Raw genomic sequence first — 18,922 nt, forward strand, 5'->3', positions numbered from 1 at the left:
TTTCAATAATGAGCAATTTATGATCACCTTTTTCCGCCGGGCAGGTCTGGGCACGAAGCTATCGCTGCTAACAGGTGCCAGTGTCGCCACGCTTTTTTTGCTGTTCACTTTTCTGTTGAGCCACAACGCCAGCCAGCAGCTTGAAGATCTTGCGGTTGAAGACCTGCATAACCAGTCTACCGGCATGGTGGATATGGTAGAGATGTTCAACACCAGCCTGAGCGAAGAGGTCGAGAGCTATACCCGCCTGTTCACCACCTTTTTGCCACAGCCATTGAACAGCGACAGCAGCCAGAGCCGCACCATTAACGGCCTTACCGTTCCTCTGCTGAAGGGCGGTGAAACGGAGTTGCATGAAAACAATACGCTTTCTGATGACTTCCTGAGCCGAACGGGGGCCATCTCGACGCTGTTTGTCCGCAGCGGTAACGATTTTATCCGCGTGGCCACGTCGCTGCGCAAAGAGAATGGCGACCGCGCCATCGGAACCGTTCTTGATAGCACCAGCCCGGCATTTGCGGCTGTCACCAAAGGGGAGGTCTATCGCGGCCTCGCGCTGCTGTTCGGCAAGCGCTATATCACGCAGTACCAGCCTGTTAAAAATGCGGAAGGCCAGGTTATCGGGATTATCTTTGTTGGCGTCGACATCACCCATTCCTGGAACGTCATGCGCGAGAAAATCCTTAACCGTCGTCTGGGCAAGAGCGGTCACTTCTTTGTACTGGATCGCAGCAGCGGTAAAACGCGCGGACAGTATCTGTTCCATGCCAGCGAAGAGGGCAAACTGCCCAACTGGGGCACGGCGACACAGCAGCAGCTTCTGAGTGATAAAGCCGGCACGCTGGAACGCGTGAGCGCGGATGGCCGTACGCTCAAAGTCGCCTACACGCCGCTGCCGGGCTGGAACTGGACCATCGTGGGTGAAGTGGATAAAGCCGTACTGCTTTCAAGCGTCACCACGCTGCGCGATCGCTTCCTGATGGCGGGCGTGGTGCTATCCGCGCTCTTCGCGGGCCTGTTCGTTATCCTCATTCGCCGGATGCTAACCCGCCCACTGCGCGCAGTGATCGCGCTTGCCCGGCAGTATGCCGCAGGCGATCTTCGCGCCAGCCTGCCGGTAACCCGCCAGGATGAAGTCGGCCAGCTGATTGATGCCATCAACGGGATCGGGGGCGGCCTGCAAAAAATTGTGTTGCAGGTCCGCGAGGCCGCAAGCGAAATCCATCTGGGGACTAACGCGCTGGCTTCAGATACCGGCGAGATCTCTGAACAAATCAACAAACAGGCCAGCAGCGTTGAGGAGACCTCCGCCAGCATGGAGCAATTAGCCGCCACCGTGCAGCAAAATGCCGCCAACATGGAGCAAACTCAGCAGCTGGTGGGGGAAACCTCGCGCGCGGTGCATCAGGGTGGAGAGACGGTGACCCACGCAGTTTCCACCATGGATGATATTCGTGATGCATCGAAACGCATTGAAGACATCACCCGCGTGATTGAGTCCATCGCTTTCCAGACCAATATCCTGGCGCTCAATGCGGCGGTTGAAGCGGCGCGGGCGGGCGAGCACGGGAAAGGTTTCGCAGTGGTGGCGCAAGAGGTGCGCGCCCTGGCCGCACGCAGCGCCAACGCGGTAAAAGAGATTGAGCAGCTGATTGGCGACACGCTGAACAAGGTGAGCGAAGGCCATGCGCTTTCTGAGCAGACGCGTCTGGCGATGGATGCCATCATTGTTCATATCGATAACATCAGCCAGCTTGTTACCGAGATCAACCACGCCTCCCGCGAGCAGTCTGCGGGGATTGGTCAGGTGAATCTGGCGATGACGCACATCGGTGAGGCATCGCACATCAATGCCGATCGTATCTCACGCAGCGAGCAGACGGCGCAGACGCTGCGCGAGAAGGGTTCACATCTCACCCGGCTGGTGAGCCTGTTCCAGCTTAAAGCTTAACCGACCCGGCCCGTGGCGCGCAGCAGCAGGTCGTTTTGCACCTGTTCGCTCATCAGCGTGCCGCCCCGGGTATCCAGCATCATGCGGCACCACGCCTGCGCCACGGGCGGCGTTGCGTGCCGCAGCATCTGGCTTCCGGCCCCGAGTAAAAAGAGCTGCCGCGCGATCTCCCTGCCCTGCGCTTCCTGCGGTTTACGCAGCTTCTGCTGTAGCTGCCGCCAGCTGCGATCGAAGTGCCTGTCCTGGCCTTTTACCTGCGCGAAATCATCGGCGAGCAGGTCGAGAATGCCCGACTGCTTCGCCAGTACGCGCAGTACATCCAGGCACATAATATTGCCAGAGCCTTCCCAGATGCTGTTGACGGGCATTTCACGGTACAACCGCGGAAGCTCACTCTCTTCGCAATAGCCTGCGCCGCCCAGCACCTCCATTGCCTCTGCCACAAACGGTATGCCCGCTTTGCAGACGCTGTATTTTGCCGCCGGAGTGAATAGCCGCGCCCATGCGGCTTCCTGCGGGTCGGTGCGGTTATCCCACGCCCGGGCGAGTCGGAACAGCAGTGCCGTGTGTCCCTCCAGCACCAGCGCCATACGGCTTAGCACGTCGCGCATTAACGGCTGGTCGATAAGATTTTTGCCGAAGGTCTGCCGCTGATGGGCATGATAAAGCGCCACCGAGAGCGCACGGCGCATCAGTCCGTGGCTACCAAGCGCGCAGTCAAAGCGCGTCAGCCCGCCCATCTTCAGAATTTGCCGGACACCTTCACCCTCTTCGCCCAGCAGCCAGCCGTAAGCATCAAGGAACTCAGCCTCACTGCTGGCATTTGAACGGTTACCGAGCTTGTCCTTTAGACGCTCAAGGCGCACGGCATTGCGTTGCCCGTCGGGTAAGAAACGCGGGACAAAAAAGCAGGACAACCCGCCCTTCGCCTGCGCGAGCACCAGATGCGCATCGCTCTGCGGCACGGAGAAAAACCATTTGTGCCCCACCAGCCGGTAACTGCCATCACTGCATTTCTCTGCTTTGGTGGTATTACTGAGTACGTCCGAACCGCCCTGCTTTTCCGTCATCCCCATGCCGATCAGCAGGCCGCGCTTTTGCGCCCCCGGTGCGAGATGGGGATCGTAGCGATCGCTCATCAGCGGCGTTAACCAGTCGTGAAACGGTTTGGGCAGCGACTGTAGCAACAGCGGCGTGGCCGCAAAGGTCATGGTCACCGGGCATAGCGTTCCCGCCTCCACCTGAGCATGCAGCACAAAACGCGCGGCCCGGGCGACGAACGATCCTTTCCGCGCCTCCTCCTCCCACGCCAGGTTGTGCACCCGGTTGGCGCAAAGCCCCTGCATCAGAAGATGCCATGCTGGATGAAAGCGGACGTCGTCCAGCCGCTCTCCCGTGGCGTCATAACGCAGCAGCTCCGGCGGATTAACGTTCGCCAGCCTGCCCAGCTCCAGCGACTCCGCCGTACCCAACTGCTGTCCGATGCTGGCAAGAAGATCCACATCCCACTCAGCCCCTTCGCGCGCTACCGCATCGCGCAGGGCGCAATCAGAGAGAAAAAGGTTGCTGTTCGATAGCGGTGCAGGTTGATTAAAAACGGTATGTGTCTGCCAGTGCATGCTGTCTCCCTCCTTTCATTGGCAATAAAGGTAAGTATGGACAGAGGGCATGCACGCTGCATGGGAGGGGGGTCACACGATGACGATCGTGTTGATATCATTCGTGAAATAGCTCACAGAACATAAGAATAAACTATTTCATTACTTCACTAATGCTGAATAATTTATTCTTACCCCGTTTTTGTGAGGATCGTTATGCAACAGGATGCGCACAAGCGTGCATTAATTGCAGGCTCCATCGGTAATTTCATCGAGTGGTATGAATTTGCGGTCTACGGTTTTCTGGCAACGGTGATTGCCAGAAACTTCTTCCAGCTTGAGGGGGAAGCGGAGCTCACCAGCCTGATCCTTACCTGGGCCTCGTTCGCCATCGCTTTCTTCTTCCGTCCGCTGGGTGCGGTGGTCTTTGGCCGCATTGGCGACAGGATTGGCCGCAAACCGACGCTGATTATCGTGCTGGTATTGATGACGCTCGCCACCGCTGCCATCGGTATTGTGCCGGTCTACGCCAGTATCGGGATTGCCGCGCCGCTGATCGTTACACTCCTGCGTATTCTGCAAGGACTGTTCGCGGGCGGTGAGTATGGCGGTGCGGTCTCATTGATGACGGAGTTCGCCCCGCGCGGCAAGCGCGGTCTTTACGGGGCATGGCAGTCCTTCACCGTGGCGCTCGGGCTGTTAGCGGGCGCAGGCATTGTCGCGTTGCTCTCTGCCCTGCTCTCCCCTGAAGCCTTGCACGACTGGGGCTGGCGCATTCCGTTCTTCCTGGCGTTGCCGATGGGTGCGGTCGCGCTATGGCTGCGGGTGAGCATGGAAGAGACGCCGAGCTTTGTGCAGCAACGGGAAAAACCGGTTGTTACTCAGGCCACCACCGCCGCCACGTTCAAAACCATCCTGATGGGCATTGGCCGCGTGATGGTCTGGTCTGCGGCGGGATATACCTATCTGGTGATTATGCCGACCTATCTGCAATCTGCGCTGCACACCGGTTTTAACCAGGCGCTGCTGATTGCGGTGATTTCTAACATTGGGTTTGCGCTCACGATCATTCCGTCGGGCATGCTGAGCGACAGAATCGGGCGGCGGACGGTGATGATTATCTCCACCGTGCTCCTGCTGATCCTCGCCCTGCCGCTGCTGAAAATTTTGCAGGCGGAAACCAGTACGCTGGCGGTCAAAGCGATTGTGGTGCTGATTGCGGGAGGTCTGGTTGGGATGCTGGCAGGGCCGGGGCCGGCAATGCTGTCTGAGATGTTCCCGACGCGCGTGCGTTATACCGGGCTGGGGCTGGCCTATTCTCTGTCGAATGCGATCTTCTCGGGCTGCGCGGGGCTGATCATTACCGGGCTGATTAAAGAGACGGGCAATCTGGATATTCCGGCGTACTACGTGATGGCAACGGCGGTGGTGAGTATTTTCGCGCTGATGACGCTGAGGAAGGATGACCATTTACGGTCGTTAGAGGAGTAAGATTGTTGCCCGGTGGCGCTGCGCTTAGCGGGCCTACGTTACCATGCTTTTGTAGGCCGGGTGAGGCGAAGCCGCCACCCGGCACAACAGGCTACCCGCGCTGACGCACCGCTTCGAACAGGCAGATACCCGTCGCAACAGAAACGTTCAGGGACGACACGCTGCCTGCCATCGGGATGCTGATCAGCTCGTCGCAGTGCTCGCGCGTCAGACGACGCATGCCTTCACCTTCTGCCCCCATCACCAGCGCCATGCGGCCGGTCATTTTGCTCTGATACAGGGTGTGATCCGCTTCACCGGCTGTGCCGACGATCCAGATATTCTCTTCCTGCAACAGACGCATGGTGCGCGCCAGGTTAGTCACGCGGATCAGCGGAACGTTTTCCGCCGCGCCGCAGGCAACTTTTTTAGCGGTAGCGTTAAGCTGCGCGGAACGATCTCTTGGCACAATCACCGCATGCACGCCTGCTGCATCGGCGCTACGCAGGCACGCGCCCAGGTTATGCGGGTCGGTTACGCCATCAAGGATCAGGAAGAACGGGTTATCCAGCTCAGCGATCAGATCCGGCAGATCGTTCTCCTGATACTGACGGCCTGGCTTCACGCGCGCGATAATGCCCTGGTGTACAGCTCCTTCGCTTTTCTCATCCAGATACTGGCGGTTCGCCAGTTGGATCACTACGCCCTGCGCTTCCAGCGCGTGGATCAGCGGCATCAGACGTTTATCTTCTCGCCCTTTCAGAATAAAAACTTCCTGAAAACGCTCCGGCGCGCGCTCCAGCAGGGCCTGCACCGCGTGGATGCCGTAAATCATTTCACTCATTGATGGTTCTCGTAATAAATATTTTCCCTCTCCCGTTGGGGAGAGGGTCAGGGTGAGGGGAAATTACTCCGCCTGCTGTTTCTTCGCCGCGCGCTTCGCTTTGGTCGCGGCCGCTATTTTTTGGGTCTTGGTCGACGGTTTTTTCGCTTTACGAGCGTCTTTTTTTGCCGCCTTGGGCTTCTGTTTCTTCTCGCCACGGAAAGCGCTGTCTGGCTCAAAGTTTACTCTTTTACCTGCCTGACGTCGCTTGCCGCCCGCTTTACCGTTGCCACCTTTTTTCGCTTTCTCACGCTCGGTTTTCCCGACGTTACGCGGAGCACGCTCGCTGGAGATGAGGCTGAAGTCGATTTTACGGTCGTCCATATTCACGGCTTCAACCTTCACTTCCACCCGATCTCCCAGACGGTAGGTCTGGCCGCCGGATTCGCCGATCAGACGTTGTCCGACCTGGTCGAAGCGGTAGTAATCGTTATCGAGGCTGGAAACGTGCACCAGACCGTCGATAAACAGCTCATCCAGACGCACGAAGAAGCCAAAGCCGGTGACGCTGGCAATCACGCCTTTAAAGATATTACCCACCTGATCCAGCATAAAGTCACACTTCAGCCAGTCCGCCACGTCGCGCGTTGCTTCATCCGCACGACGCTCGGTCATGGAACAGTGCTGGCCCAGTTGCAGCATCTCTTCCATGGAGTAGTGATACCCTCCGGTTTCGGTCGTATTGCCTTTATGACCCTGCTCGTGCGCCAGCAGATACTTGATCGCACGGTGCAGGGACAGATCCGGATAACGGCGGATCGGCGAGGTAAAGTGCGCGTACGACTGTAAGGCCAGACCAAAGTGGCCCCGGTTTTCCGGATCGTAAATCGCCTGCTTCATGGAGCGCAGCAGCATGGTTTGCAGCATTTCCGCGTCAGGACGATCGCTGATGGATTCCAGCAGCTCGGCGTAATCGCGTGGCTCAGGCTTATTACCGCCAGGCAGCTCCAGGCCGAGTTCAGCCAGCACGGAGCGGAACGAGGTTACGGCTTCCGTGGTTGGCTTGTCATGAATACGGAACAGCGCAGGCTCTTTGGCTTTCTCAACGAAACGTGCCGCCGAGATGTTTGCCAGGATCATACACTCTTCAATCAGCTTGTGCGCATCGTTACGCTGGGTCTGTTCGATACGCTCAATGCGGCGCTCGGCGTTGAAGATAAACTTCGCTTCTTCGCTCTCAAAGGAGATCCCGCCGCGCTCTTCGCGCGCCTGATCCAGCGTTTTGTAGAGGTTGTGCAGCTCTTCGATGTGTTTGACCAGCGGCGCGTACTGTTCGCGCAGATCCTGATCGCCCTGCAACATATGCCAGACCTTGGTATAGGTCAGGCGCGCATGGGAACTCATCACTGCTTCGTAGAACTTATAGCCCGTCAGACGTCCCTTGCTGGAGATGGTCATTTCGCAGACCATACACAGGCGGTCCACCTGCGGGTTGAGGGAACACAGACCGTTGGAGAGCACTTCTGGCAGCATCGGTACAACCTGAGACGGGAAGTAGACCGACGTACCGCGGCTGCGCGCTTCGTTATCCAGCGGCGTGTGTGGACGCACGTAGTAGCTCACATCCGCGATAGCCACCCACAGACGCCAGCCGCCACCACGTTTTTTCTCACAATATACGGCATCATCGAAGTCACGGGCGTCTTCACCATCAATGGTGACCAGCGGCAGATCGCGCAGATCCACGCGGCCTGCTTTGGACTCTTCCGGCACTTCTTCACGCAGATTTTCGATCTGGTCTTCAACCGCTTTCGGCCAGACGTACGGAATTTCATGGGTGCGCAGCGCCATATCGACGGCCATGCCGGTGCCCATGTTATCGCCCAGCACTTCAACGATTTTACCCACCGCTTTGGTACGGCGGGTCGGGCGCTGGGTGAGTTCAACCACCACCACAAAGCCCATGCGTGCGCCCATCACCTCTTCAGGCGGGATGAGAATGTCGAAGCTCAGACGGCTGTCGTCCGGCACCACAAAACCTACGCCCGCATCGGTAAAGTAACGGCCAACGATCTGGCTGGTTTTCGGCACCAGCACGCGGACCACGCGCGCTTCGCGGCGGCCTTTACGGTCTGCACCCAGCGGCTGCGCCAGGATCTGGTCGCCGTGAATACACATCTTCATCTGTTCGGATGAGAGGTACAGATCGTCTTTACGGCCTTCCACGCGCAGGAAGCCGAAGCCATCGCGGTGACCAATAACGGTGCCTTTCAGCAGGTCGAGGCGTTCTGGCAGCGCGTAGCACTGGCGACGAGTAAAGACCAGCTGCCCGTCACGCTCCATGGCGCGCAGGCGGCGGCGAAGGGCTTCAATTTGCTCTTCACCTTCAATGTTTAATTCAACGGCAAGTTCTTCACGATTGGCGGGTTTTTCGCGTTTTGTTAAGTGTTCAATGATGAACTCGCGGCTGGGGATAGGATTCGCGTATTTTTCGGCTTCGCGTTCCTGGAAAGGATCTTGTGACATGTCGGTTCCTCCGTTGTCAGCTCCGGTGGAAATTTTCTTCATTCCACCAGCAATAATTTATAAAGCGGTTGATTCTCTTCAACCAAATCGGCCAGCGTGTAGTTATCCAGTTCCTTGAGAAAACTTTGCACGGCCTTTGAAAGCGCCTGTTTCAGGCGGCAAGCGGGCGTAATGTGGCAGAACGCGCTGCTACAGTTCACCAGAGAGAGCGGCTCCAGTTCACGTACCACATCGCCAATACGGATACTCTGTGCCGGTTTACCGAGACGGATCCCTCCATTCTTCCCGCGGACGGCAGCAACGTATCCGGCACGACTAAGTTGATTGATTATTTTGACCATATGATTACGGGACACACCGTACACCTCTGTGACTTCAGAGATGCTGGTCATCTTCCCATCGGGTAACGACGCCATGTAAATCAGCGCGCGTAAGCCGTAATCGGTGAAACTTGTTAACTGCACATCAACCTCAGGAAAAAGGGAAAACGCGGTTAAACCGCAGAGATATTCATTAATGATGATAAACCAGCCAGATAGTTAGCGGCTAATTTATTTGACAGACGGGGCGAAAAAGCGGAGATCCAGGAGCGGTCGCCGGATGGCGCTGCGCTTATCCGGCCTACGGGTTTCCCCGCAGGCCAGCAGTCACGAAGATTATGCGTCGAACGGGTCGCGCAGGATCATCGTTTCAGTACGATCCGGGCCGGTAGAAATAATATCGATCGGCACTTCGGTCAGTTCTTCAATGCGCTTGATGTAGTCCAGCGCGGCTTTTGGCAGGCCACTACGCTCTTTCACACCGAAGGTGGTCTCAGACCAGCCCGGCATGGTTTCGTAGATTGGCTCAATGCCTTCCCAGTCGTCAGCAGCCAGCGGAGTGGTGGTCACTTCGCGGCCATCTGGCATGCGGTAGCCAACGCAGATTTTCACTTCTTTCAGGCCGTCCAGTACGTCCAGCTTGGTCAGGCAGAAGCCAGACAGGGAGTTGATCTGCACTGCGCGACGTACGGCAACGGCGTCCAGCCAGCCGGTACGACGACGACGACCGGTGGTCGCGCCAAACTCGTTACCCTGCTTGCAGAGGAACTCGCCGGTTTCATCAAACAGTTCGGTCGGGAATGGACCCGCACCCACGCGTGTGGAGTACGCTTTGATGATGCCCAGAACGTAATCCACATAACGTGGACCCAGACCAGAGCCGGTCGCCACGCCACCCGCGGTGGTGTTAGAGGACGTAACGTACGGATAGGTACCGTGGTCGATGTCCAGCAGGGTACCCTGCGCACCTTCGAACATGACGAAATCGCCACGCTTGCGCGCCTGGTCCAGCAGATCGGACACATCAACAACCATACCGGTCAGAATGTCTGCAATCGCCATGACGTCATCCAGCACTTTCTGGTAGTCAACAGCGTCAGCTTTGTAGAAGTTCACCAGCTGGAAGTTGTGATATTCCATCACTTCTTTCAGTTTTTCAGCGAAGGTCGCTTTGTCGAAGAGGTCACCGACGCGCAGACCGCGACGAGCCACTTTATCTTCGTATGCCGGGCCGATGCCACGACCGGTAGTGCCGATCGCTTTCGCGCCACGCGCTTTTTCACGCGCCACGTCCAGCGCCACGTGATAGTCCAGGATCAGTGGGCAGGCTTCGGAGAGCAGCAGACGCTCACGAACAGGGATACCACGGTCTTCCAGACCTTTCATCTCTTTCATCAGCGCAGCAGGAGACAGCACAACGCCGTTACCGATGATGCTGGTGACGTTTTCGCGAAGAATGCCTGATGGAATAAGATGGAGGACGGTTTTTTCACCGTTGATTACGAGAGTATGGCCTGCGTTGTGACCGCCCTGGTAGCGTACAACATATTTAGCCCGTTCAGTCAGAAGATCAACAATCTTCCCTTTACCTTCGTCACCCCATTGGGTGCCCAGTACGACGACGTTGTTACCCATTTTTTTCAAAATCACCGTTTGCTTAAAAATGGATTCTACCATCGCTTTTTCAGATATACAGCACTTTTTGACCCTAAAATATGCCAATTGCGGTTAGTTTTTGATCAGCCAATCGTTTTCCTCAACATGTAGTAGATAACGATACCAGCAACCACAAGACCACCGCCAAAACGACGCAAAATATTATCCGGCAGTTGGCTCATGGTGACGATCATCCGGCGCCATGCGCGCGGATAAAGCATCGGGCCGAGGCCTTCCAGCACCAAAACCAGGGCCAGCGCGAGCCAGATCGTTGAATTCATTTTTGTTCCTTATAAAAGAAAACCACCGCTCCGTGAAGAGCGGTGGTTTGAATACTCAAACGAGCCTGAGTTTATCGCGTTGCGTTGGTCGGCGTCTTCATATAACGGAAGAAATCGCTGTCCGGGCTGAGCACCATCACATCCTGGTTGCTCTTGAAGCTATTCTCGTAAGCGCGCAGGCTACGAATGAAGGCATAGAAGTCCGGATCCTGGCTGAATGCATCAGCAAACAGTTTCGCGGCTTCGGCATCACCTTCACCGCGCAGGATACGACCCTGGCGCTCAGATTCCGCCAGCGTCTTGGTGACTTCATAGTCCGCTGCCGCGCGCAGTTTTTCCGCTTCTTCCTGACCCTGTGAACGGTGACGACGGGCTACCGCTTCACGCTCGGCGCGCATACGGTTGTAGATCGCCTCGGACACTTCCGCTGGCAGGTTGATCTGCTTGATGCGCACATCAACCACTTCGATGCCCAGCGCCGCCATACTGTTCGGGTTGATCACCGGCACTTTACCGTTGGTTTCAGCCTGAACACGTTCAGCCGCTTTGGCAATCGCATCGTCTGCCGCCGGGGTTTCAACTTCATCCTCGGTGCCCGCAGAGCCGGAGTTCAGCGCATCACGCACTTCCAGCGTCAGACGACCACGGGAGTCGGTCACAATGTCTTTCACATCCAGACGACCAATTTCAGAACGCAGACGGTCAGAGAACTTACGTTTCAGCAGCACTTCTGCCTGAGAAACGTCGCCACCCCCGGTTGCCAGGAAGTAGCGGCTGAAATCGCTGATGCGCCATTTGATATAGGAATCAACGATCAGGTCTTTCTTCTCTTTGGTCACGAAACGATCGGCCTGGTTATCCATGGTCTGGATACGCGCATCGAGCGTTTTCACTGACTGAATGAACGGGATCTTAAAGTGCAGACCCGGCTCATAAATCACCGGACGCTTGTCGCCGTCACGCACGACGCTGCTGAACTGGAACTTGATCCCACGCTCGCCCTCTTTCACCACAAAGATGGAGGTGTAGAGCACGACCAGTACAATGATGATGATCGCAATAACTGACTTACGCATCCTTATTCCCCCTGACGCTGGTAGTCGTTACGCTGCGCGTTGGCACGGCGTTGGTCCATAATGTCACCATCGTTCGAAGAAGGCGTTGTGTTCGCACTGGCGCTGCCAGACGAGGCCGGTGGCAGACGCAGCAGGTTGTTCGCACCGCTGTTGTCTTTTGCTGCCGGTGCAGAACCGCCTTTCAGCATCTGATCCAGCGGCAGGACCATCAGGTTTCCGCCTTTGTTGTCGTTAACCAGCACTTTACGCGTATGGCTCAGCACTTTTTCCATGGTCTCGATATAGAGACGCTCACGGGTAATTTCCGGCGCGGCTTTATATTCCGGCAGGATCTTCGCGAAGCGAGCCACTTCACCCTGTGCTTCCAGGATGGTCTGGGTCTTATACGCACGCGCTTCTTCCAGAATACGCTGTGCCTGACCGTTTGCACGCGGCTGAACTTCGTTGGTGTACGCTTCCGCTTCACGGATGTACTGCTGTTCGTTTTCACGCGCGGCAATCGCATCGTCAAAGGCGGCTTTCACCTCTTCCGGCGGACGTGCAGCCTGGAAGTTGACGTCCAGCAGGGTGATACCCATGTTGTACGGACGGATGGTCTCTTCCAGCTCACGCTGGGTATCGCTACGAATAACGGTACGACCTTCGGTCAGGATACGGTCCATGGTGTATTTACCGATCACGCCACGCAGGGCGCTGTCGGTCGCCTGACGCAGGCTGTCATCGGCGCTGGTCACGCTAAACAGATAACGTTCCGGATCGGTCACGCGGTACTGTACGTTCATCTCAACGCGCACCACGTTCTCGTCAGAGGTCAACATCACGCCAGAGGCGGCCAGTTCACGGACGGACTCCACGTTAACCGCGGTCACGTCATCAATGAAGGTCGGCTTCCAGTTCAGGCCCGGTTCAACCAGATGGCTGAACTTACCGAAACGGGTGACCACGCCGCGTTCTGCTTCTTTAATGGTGTAGAACCCGCTGGCTGCCCAGATGATTACTACCGCAGCGGCGACAATGCCCACCACGCGGCCACCCATTGGCGGGCGCGGACTCTGAGTGGAATTGCCACCCGAGCCAGAACCTTTTCCTCCGCCAAGGCCACCAAGCTTTTTGCTCAGTTTGCGGAAGATATCATCCAGATCCGGCGGCCCCTGCTCGCGACCACCTTTGTTGCCATTTCCCCCAGAGTTGCCGCCTTGATTATTGCTGCTTCCCCACGGGTCGCGGTCTTGTCCGTTATTACCGGGCTGATTCCACGCCATGTATATGCTCCATATTTGTTATGCAAGGGCGAATTTTTCAGGCTTCCCCTTTCTGATCAGACGATATAGTCCGCCAGCGCAGGTTCTTGTTTACAGAGGCGACGCCAGTCAACGATCGGCATACGCACCTGCATCCCCACGCTGCCGTCATCCTCCATCCACTCTTTTTCTATCGCCTGAAGCTGATAAAACCGGCTGCGCAGCCTGCCTTCCTGTGGCGGCAGTCGCAGCGTGTGCTGAGCTACCTCACCGGAAAGACGTTCTGTCAAAGCCTGGAAAAGCAGTGGCACACCAATCCCGGCCTGAGCAGACAGCCAGACCCGAATCGGTTTGTTCTCTTCGTCTCGGTCAATACGCGGTTCAAAATCGTCCAGCATATCGATCTTGTTCATCACCAACAGGGTGGGAATTTCGTGGGCGTCGATCTCTTCGAGCACCACGTTCACCGCGTCGATGTTCTCCTGCACGCGTACGTCAGCCGCATCAATCACATGCAGTAGCAGGGTCGCCTGACGCGTCTCCTGCAAGGTCGCTTTAAACGCCGCGACCAGATCGTGCGGCAGATGGCGAATAAACCCTACGGTATCCGCCAGCACAGTTTCACCCACGTCTGCGACGTCAATACGGCGCAGGGTTGGGTCCAGGGTCGCAAATAGCTGGTCTGCGGCATATACCTGGGCCTCGGTTATCTGGTTAAACAGGGTGGATTTACCGGCGTTGGTATAGCCCACCAGCGACACCGTTGGGATGTCAGCTTTCGTTCGCGCCCGACGCCCCTGTTCGCGCTGTTTCTCTACACGTTCCAGACGTGAAAGGATCTGGGTTATACGCCCACGCAGCAAACGGCGGTCGGTTTCGAGCTGGGTTTCACCCGGGCCGCGCAAACCAATCCCGCCTTTTTGTCTTTCAAGGTGTGTCCAGCCACGCACCAGACGCGTCGCCAGATGGCGCAACTGCGCCAGCTCAACCTGCAACTTACCCTCGTGGGTACGCGCACGCTGAGCAAAAATATCTAAGATCAACCCCGTGCGATCGATAACACGGCATTCGCAGAGAGCTTCCAGGTTACGTTCCTGAGCCGGAGACAGCGCATGATCAAACAGCACAACAGATGCGCCGGTTGCTTTTACGGCATCCGCAATTTCTACTGCTTTACCTTCACCTACAAAATACTTCGGGTGCGGCGCTTTACGGCTACCGGTAATCACCTGCATTGCTTCGACACCGGCGGAAGAGACCAGAGATTCAAACTCCTGGAGGTCTTCCATATCTTTGTCTTGCGAAAAATAGATGTGTACCAGCACCGCCTGCTCACCGGCGTCATAACGGTCAAACAAGCGTAAACCTCTCTAAAAAGATCAGCGGGGAACGCAGGATCCCTGGCTCCCCGTGTGGATAACAGCCCAAAACCTTATTCGGTTTCTTCGCTGTCCTGCGCTGGTGTTGAAGAACCCTGCGCGTTGCTGCCGTGATGGTAGTTACTGCCAGTGCCGCCGCCAGCGTTATTGCTGTGATGAGATACCGGACGGGACGGAACAACAGTAGAAATCGCGTGCTTATAGACCATCTGGCTGACCGTGTTTTTCAACAGGATCACGAACTGATCGAAAGACTCAATCTGACCTTGCAGCTTAATACCATTCACCAAATAAATAGAAACTGGAACACGCTCCCGACGCAATGCGTTCAGGAACGGATCTTGTAAAGATTGCCCCTTAGCCATTCTATCTTTTCCTTATATGCTTGTTTTGTACTTAGAACCTTGCGATTCTGAAAAATTGCGCACGATACGGCTTAATTGTACACATTCAGTCAGCGATATCACCAATAACCTCAATCACTTCGTTTAACGCCTGTTGTGGTTTTTCACTGTCTAACCAGTGAACCCCCTTCCAACCGCGTAACCAGGTGATCTGGCGCTTCGCTAACTGTCTCGTGGCGCAAACACCTCGATAAACCATTTCATCGTATGAAATCTCGCCTTCAAGATACGACCACATCTGGCGGTACCCCACACAACGAATGGAAGGCATGTCCGTATGCAAATCTCCACGGGCAAAAAGCGCCCGCACTTCTGCTTCAAAATCTGAAGCCAACATCTGATGAAAACGCTGCTCAATTCGTTGATGGAGCAGTTCACGGCTCGCCGGGGCGATGGCGAACTGATGCACCTGATACGGCAGAGCGTCTCCTGACGTTTGCGTCAGTTCCGTTAAAGTTTTACCCGAAATGAAAAAAACTTCCAGTGCCCGGGAAAGCCTTTGCGGATCGTTTGGGTGGATCCGCGCTGCGGCAACCGGGTCAATCTCTTCCAGTTGCCTGTGCAAAACGTCCCACCCCTGCTCTGCCGCCTGCCGCTCAATCTTCGCTCTCACTTCCGGATCGGCCGATGGCAGAGGCGATAACCCCTCCAGCAGCGCCTTAAAGTAGAGCATCGTGCCGCCAACTAACAGCGGTATGCGTCCCGCGGCGGTAATCTCGGCCATCTCGGCTAAGGCGTCGCGGCGAAAATCTGCCGCGGAGTAAGCCTGTGCCGGGTCGAGAATATCCAGTAAACGGTGCGGTGCCGCACGCAGTTCGTCTGCGTTGGGCTTCGCCGTGCCGATGTCCATCCCTCGGTAGATGAGGGCTGAATCAACGCTAATCAACTCTACTGGCAAAACTTTACGTAACTCAATGGCTAACGCCGTTTTGCCGGAGGCCGTTGGCCCCATTAGAAAAATCGCCTTTGGCAGGCTCGCCTTACTTACATCAGTCATGTTTCAGGGCGGTCATCGCCGTTTGTAAATCAACAGGTTGTAACAAACCACCTGGAGGCGCTTTCACCAGCTGTGGACAGAGGCGCTCCACCTCCGCCAGAACGGTAATCGCCTGCGCCATACTCCACGGTGCATGCTCGCTGGCCAGATGGCGGGCGATCCACTGCGCGGTATCGGCGGCATCAAACGTCGTTTGCTGCGCCAGGTAGCCTATCAGTTCAGGAATCAAGTTTTGTAAATTTTGTTGGCGTAAGGGTAAAGGCACTGCGCGAATTGTCACATGCTGCGCGTCCAGTACGATTTCAATCCCCATTTCGGCCAGTTGCGTCTGCACGCGCCGCAAAACCCCTGTTTCTTCAGGGGATATTTTCAGGCGAACGGGGATCAACAGCGGCTGCGCGCAGGCGGCATTCACCCCCGGGGTTAACTGCGCCTGTTTGAGCCAGCGCTCCGCCACGGAAAGCGCCAGCAGCAGCAGTTTACCTTCGCGTTCAAGCAACGCCATGTCGGGAGCAATAATGGTCAATACCCGACCAAAACTCTGGCTATGCCCATCCAGAGAGGGGGTTGAAACCGTGATGTGCTCTTTATGCTCTACCGCCGGCGTATCCAGCAGTTTGCGGTACAGCGCCCCCTGCTGTTTGTGGTAGCCCGGCTGAGCGTTGGGATAGTTGGCACCGGTTGGTCGCGGCGCGTTGCCCGCCGGGGATAAACGTGGAGCAGCCGGCTCGCGCGCGACCGCCGGTTCGGCAAAATGGTTACGCCCGGCCGCCACGCGGTTTTCCGGCAGTGGGCGCGGCGCGGGCGCTTCTTTTGCCAGCGGCAACTCTGGCTCTGCCTGCTGCTGCAATACAGCGGCAACGCCCTGGTAGATGAAATCATGCACCAGGCGCGACTGGTGGAAACGCACCTCGTGCTTGGCGGGGTGCACGTTAACGTCAACCTGGTGCGGGTCGATCTCCAGATAAAGCACAAAGGCGGGCTGTTGATCGGCGCCGAGCTTATCTTCGCAGGCCTGTCGAATAGCGTGGTTAATCAGGCGGTCGCGCATCATGCGGCCGTTGACGTAGCAATACTGAATTTCTGCGAACGCGGCGCTGCTGGCGTTCGGATCGGCAACCCAGCCACGCAGGGCCAGATCGCCATGCTGCCACTCAATGGCCAGCGCCTTTTCCAGAAACGGTGTGCCGCAGATGGCGCCCAACCGACGCTCCTTTTGTCCACCCTCCGCCACCGCGCGATACTGGCGCATCACCTTACCGTTATGGCTGAGGTTGAGGGTGACATCAAAGCGCGCCAGCGCGATGCGGCGGATGATCTCGTCGATATGTCCGAATTCGGTCTTCTCGGTTCGCATAAACTTGCGCCGGGCGGGCGTGTTATAGAAGAGATCCAGCACTTCAAGCGTGGTGCCTACCGGGTGCGCCGCAGGTTTAACCGTGACGTCCATATCGCGCCCTTCGGCGTAGGCCTGCCAGGCTTCCTGCTGGTCGGCCGTGCGGGAGGTCAACGTTAAGCGGGAAACGGAGCTGATACTGGCCAGCGCTTCGCCGCGAAAACCCAGGCTTATAATCGCTTCCAGATCGTCAAGTGAGGCAATTTTACTGGTGGCATGACGCGCCAGCGCCAGCGCCAGTTCGTCCTTTTTGATGCCACAGCCGTTATCACGAATGCGAATAAGCTTTGCGCCCCCGCGTTCGATATCGATATCAATGCGGGTCGCCCCTGCATCGAGGCTGTTTTCCACCAGTTCCTTCACCACCGACGCAGGGCGTTCCACCACCTCACCGGCGGCGATTTGGTTCGCGAGCTGCGGCGGTAGAACCTGAATCGGCATGAACTCTCCTTAATTAGTCGCGGTCATTTCACCCGGCAGCGCGGCGCTTGCCGTCTGGGCTGCCCCGCCCTGCGGCGCAGACTGAAGCGGATGCGCGTCAAAGTATTTACGCAGACCGTTATAAATCGCTTCGGCAATTTGCTGCTGATAGCTGTCGCTTCCCAGTAAACGCTCTTCACCATGGTTACTGATAAAGCCCGTCTCTACCAGAATCGACGGGATATCCGGCGAACGCAGGACACCAAGGCTTGCATGCTCCGGGCGACGCTTATGCAGCGATCCAATGCTTTGCAGCTGGCTCAGTACGTTAGTGGCGACATCATACCCGACGCGCTGAGAATGACCGAACTGTAAATCCAGTACCGCCTGGCTGAGATACGGATCGGCCTGGCTGTTTGCCAGCACATCGCCTGCCCCACCTAACAGTTCAGATTGCTTCTCGTGCTCTTCAAGCCAGTTCGCCATTTCACTGTTGGCTCGACGGTTCGACAGCACCCATACCGACGCGCCGGTGGCGTTACGGTTCGGCGCAGCATCCGCGTGAATCGACACCAGGAAGTTGGCGTTTTGCTTACGCGCCACATCCGAGCGTCCCATCACTGAAATAAAGTAATCTCCGTCGCGGGTCATGACCCCTTTAAACATCGGATCGTCATTCAGAAGCGCACGCAGCTTACGGGCAATGGCGATAGTGACGTTTTTCTCCCGCGTGCCGCCCGGGCCAATCGCGCCAGGATCTTGCCCGCCGTGTCCGGCGTCGATGGCGATAATCACTTTGTCGCCACTGACCGGTGTTCGCCGCGCGCTGACCGCCGGACGCGTCACCGTGTTGCTGCTGGTCACGGCGGTAAGTCGGTCATTTTGTGATTTAAACGGATTACGGGCTGGCTCAGACGGCCTTGGGGTATAAACCGGCGCTTCCACGCGTTTTGCTACAACAGGTGCAGGCGGTGGCGGCGGCGGCGGAACATCAGCATTAATGGTAAAGACCACCGTATAATTGGCGCCGTTTTGCTGCTTAACCGCCTTCGTTTTGCCCTTTTCGGTGAGATCGACCACCAGACGCAGAGACTGCGTATCCTTCGGCGTTCCCGAACGGATGCTTTTCACCAGATTGTTGCCGCTGAACTGGAGCGGCAGCCCCTGGATCACCCCGGTCTGTTTAATATCGAGCGCCACGCTGCGGCTGTCGATTTGTGAGAAAGCATATTCAGGATCGCCCATAAAGCTGAACGTAATGCGGGCCTGGCTATCGCCATTCGACACCTGAATATCCGAGAGGCTGGCCGCCCCGACCTGCGCGCACAGCAGGACCGTGGCAGCCAGCACCCAACCTTTAACGCGATTAATCATCCCGTTATCC

Annotated in this window: 15 protein-coding genes; 2 read left to right on the top strand and 13 right to left on the bottom strand. The window is 56.8% G+C overall.

All coding sequences use genetic code 11. The features are described 5' to 3' along the window. Positions 1 to 19 precede the first annotated feature (19 nt). Complete coding sequence (locus tag DD597_RS13115) at positions 20 to 1,951, top strand: methyl-accepting chemotaxis protein (RefSeq protein ID WP_129256272.1); 1,932 nt, start codon at positions 20 to 22, stop codon at positions 1,949 to 1,951. Here DD597_RS13115 and DD597_RS13120 read toward each other — a convergent pair. Beyond that, entirely contained in the window at positions 1,948 to 3,570 is a 1,623-nt protein-coding gene (locus tag DD597_RS13120; RefSeq protein WP_023324044.1) for an isovaleryl-CoA dehydrogenase, read from the bottom strand. The two genes, DD597_RS13115 and DD597_RS13120, sit on opposite strands and share 4 nt — an antisense overlap. 195 nt (positions 3,571 to 3,765) lie before the next feature. Here DD597_RS13120 and DD597_RS13125 point away from each other — a divergent pair, with 195 nt between their 5' ends. After that, on the top strand, positions 3,766 to 5,040 hold the full coding sequence (locus DD597_RS13125) for an MFS transporter (RefSeq protein ID WP_023315262.1): 1,275 nt from the start codon (positions 3,766 to 3,768) through the stop codon (positions 5,038 to 5,040). 91 nt (positions 5,041 to 5,131) lie between these two features. Here the strand turns inward: DD597_RS13125 and rlmB are convergent, their stop codons facing one another. From rlmB to amiB, 12 genes are all read right to left on the bottom strand, one after another. Continuing rightward, positions 5,132 to 5,863 (bottom strand): 23S rRNA (guanosine(2251)-2'-O)-methyltransferase RlmB, encoded by a 732-nt coding sequence (gene rlmB, locus DD597_RS13130; RefSeq protein ID WP_003856001.1) that lies wholly within the window; start codon positions 5,861 to 5,863, stop codon positions 5,132 to 5,134. Positions 5,864 to 5,926: 63 nt separating this feature from the next. After that, on the bottom strand, positions 5,927 to 8,368 hold the full coding sequence (rnr, locus tag DD597_RS13135; protein WP_023315260.1) for a ribonuclease R: 2,442 nt from the start codon (positions 8,366 to 8,368) through the stop codon (positions 5,927 to 5,929). Positions 8,369 to 8,406: 38 nt separating this feature from the next. After that, positions 8,407 to 8,832 (bottom strand): nitric oxide-sensing transcriptional repressor NsrR, encoded by a 426-nt coding sequence (gene nsrR / locus DD597_RS13140; RefSeq protein ID WP_003855998.1) that lies wholly within the window; start codon positions 8,830 to 8,832, stop codon positions 8,407 to 8,409. Positions 8,833 to 9,024: 192 nt separating this feature from the next. Then, positions 9,025 to 10,323 carry an adenylosuccinate synthase gene (locus DD597_RS13145; RefSeq protein WP_032628076.1) on the bottom strand — a complete coding sequence of 433 codons (1,299 nt, stop codon included), beginning with the start codon at positions 10,321 to 10,323 and terminating at the stop codon, positions 9,025 to 9,027. Positions 10,324 to 10,427: 104 nt separating this feature from the next. Next, positions 10,428 to 10,625, bottom strand: coding sequence for a DUF2065 domain-containing protein (locus DD597_RS13150; protein ID WP_045408129.1), 198 nt, complete (start codon positions 10,623 to 10,625; stop codon positions 10,428 to 10,430). Positions 10,626 to 10,696: 71 nt separating this feature from the next. Then, the gene (gene hflC, locus DD597_RS13155) at positions 10,697 to 11,701 is read right to left on the bottom strand and encodes a protease modulator HflC (RefSeq protein WP_003855994.1); all 1,005 of its coding nucleotides are present in this window, start codon (positions 11,699 to 11,701) and stop codon (positions 10,697 to 10,699) included. 2 nt (positions 11,702 to 11,703) lie between these two features. After that, complete coding sequence (gene hflK, locus DD597_RS13160; protein ID WP_003855992.1) at positions 11,704 to 12,963, bottom strand: FtsH protease activity modulator HflK; 1,260 nt, start codon at positions 12,961 to 12,963, stop codon at positions 11,704 to 11,706. Positions 12,964 to 13,019: 56 nt separating this feature from the next. Next, positions 13,020 to 14,300 carry a ribosome rescue GTPase HflX gene (gene hflX, locus DD597_RS13165; RefSeq protein ID WP_003855991.1) on the bottom strand — a complete coding sequence of 427 codons (1,281 nt, stop codon included), beginning with the start codon at positions 14,298 to 14,300 and terminating at the stop codon, positions 13,020 to 13,022. A gap of 74 nt (positions 14,301 to 14,374) precedes the next feature. Then, positions 14,375 to 14,686, bottom strand: a complete 312-nt coding sequence (hfq, locus tag DD597_RS13170) for an RNA chaperone Hfq (protein ID WP_003855990.1) — start codon at positions 14,684 to 14,686, stop codon at positions 14,375 to 14,377. An 85-nt stretch (positions 14,687 to 14,771) separates the two neighbouring features. Next, on the bottom strand, positions 14,772 to 15,722 hold the full coding sequence (gene miaA, locus DD597_RS13175; RefSeq protein WP_003855989.1) for a tRNA (adenosine(37)-N6)-dimethylallyltransferase MiaA: 951 nt from the start codon (positions 15,720 to 15,722) through the stop codon (positions 14,772 to 14,774). Further along, entirely contained in the window at positions 15,715 to 17,559 is a 1,845-nt protein-coding gene (mutL, locus tag DD597_RS13180) for a DNA mismatch repair endonuclease MutL (protein ID WP_048209722.1), read from the bottom strand. The genes miaA and mutL overlap by 8 nt, the downstream gene beginning before the upstream one ends. 9 nt (positions 17,560 to 17,568) lie before the next feature. Beyond that, entirely contained in the window at positions 17,569 to 18,912 is a 1,344-nt protein-coding gene (amiB, locus tag DD597_RS13185; protein WP_023315257.1) for an N-acetylmuramoyl-L-alanine amidase AmiB, read from the bottom strand. Positions 18,913 to 18,922 lie beyond the last annotated feature (10 nt).

The organism is Enterobacter cloacae complex sp. 677-3DZ2D5B (genome assembly GCF_004136695.1).
Lineage (GTDB): Bacteria > Pseudomonadota > Gammaproteobacteria > Enterobacterales > Enterobacteriaceae > Enterobacter > Enterobacter hormaechei_C.